A 1,009-nucleotide genomic window follows, 5' to 3' on the forward strand; every position below is an offset into this window, starting at 1 on the left:
ATTTTCTAAGTCTGTGAATGACAACTTTATAATAGTAGATATTTTTAGTTTCTAAAGAAAAGATTATGTCTTAAAAGCTTGGCACGAAGGCAAATAAATTAACGGTGATTTACAGTCTGATATGCGTGGGTTGGTTACCACATTTCATTTTATCCGTTACGGAGCTGCCTCGATCTAACGGCGCATGTTCAGTTATTAAACCTAATGCATAGTTGCACAAGAGGGTTCTCCTTACCGAATTTGCCTCCGAGCCAAGATTTCAATATTTATTAGACTCTATTAATTTAATATTTAATGATTGGTGTGGTTTTACTTTTAAGCAACTTTTGATTGGGATAATTGTGTACCTTCGATACTACAACCAATTGCCCATATAAATCCAATTAATTCTCGAGCGACTGCGACTACTGCGAATTTACCTGTTTTCCCTCTAGCAGTGATTCGACTGTATTTTAAATTAAGACGGTGTTGGGCTTTCCAGGCAATTCTTTGTGCTTCGAGTGGTTGACCAATTTGTCTCTTTTTTAATTCACCTTTTAGTGATGGACGATGGCGATAAGACCAAGAAACTTCCACTAAAGAACGTCGGATATGTGAATTTCCAACTTTGGTAATGGAACCTTGCCAACGGTTTGATCCACTGGAATATTCTTTCGGAACAAGTCCTGCATAAGACGTTGCCTTGGATTTGAGAAACGAGAAAATTGCCCAACTTCAGCGACTAGTGTTACTGCCGTAATCTCAGCTATTCCTCTTAATGTCTGAAGTGCTTGAATGACAGGCGCATGTTCGCTTTTTATTGCTTCTTCATGAATCTGTGCTTCAATTCGTTTCATCCTTTCCTCAACTTCGTAAATGGAGTGAAGATATTCTTGGAATACAATACGTAAAGAAGTTTTTTCGAAAGTAAGTGTATTCAACCAAGTACGATATTTGACTGTCCAATTTTTAACACCTTGAGGTGGGCGAATTTCATGACGTAGTAAGAAGTGAACAAGTCTTTGACGTG

1 protein-coding gene and 1 pseudogene are annotated in these 1,009 nt (G+C 37.8%); both read right to left on the bottom strand.

Going from position 1 to position 1,009, the window contains the following annotated elements; translation table 11 throughout:
- Nucleotides 1-315: 315 nt before the first annotated feature.
- A complete protein-coding gene (locus tag RAH41_RS22410; protein ID WP_331225465.1) occupies nucleotides 316-576 on the bottom strand; it encodes a hypothetical protein in 261 nt (86 codons plus the stop codon).
- A 30-nt stretch (nucleotides 577-606) separates the two neighbouring features.
- Nucleotides 607-836, bottom strand: a pseudogene (locus RAH41_RS22715) (transposase); the annotation flags it as partial.
- Nucleotides 837-1,009: the final 173 nt, after the last annotated feature.

It is taken from the genome of Gottfriedia acidiceleris (assembly GCF_036421055.1).
In the GTDB taxonomy this organism is placed as follows: Bacteria; Bacillota; Bacilli; order Bacillales; family Bacillaceae_G; genus Gottfriedia; species Gottfriedia acidiceleris_C.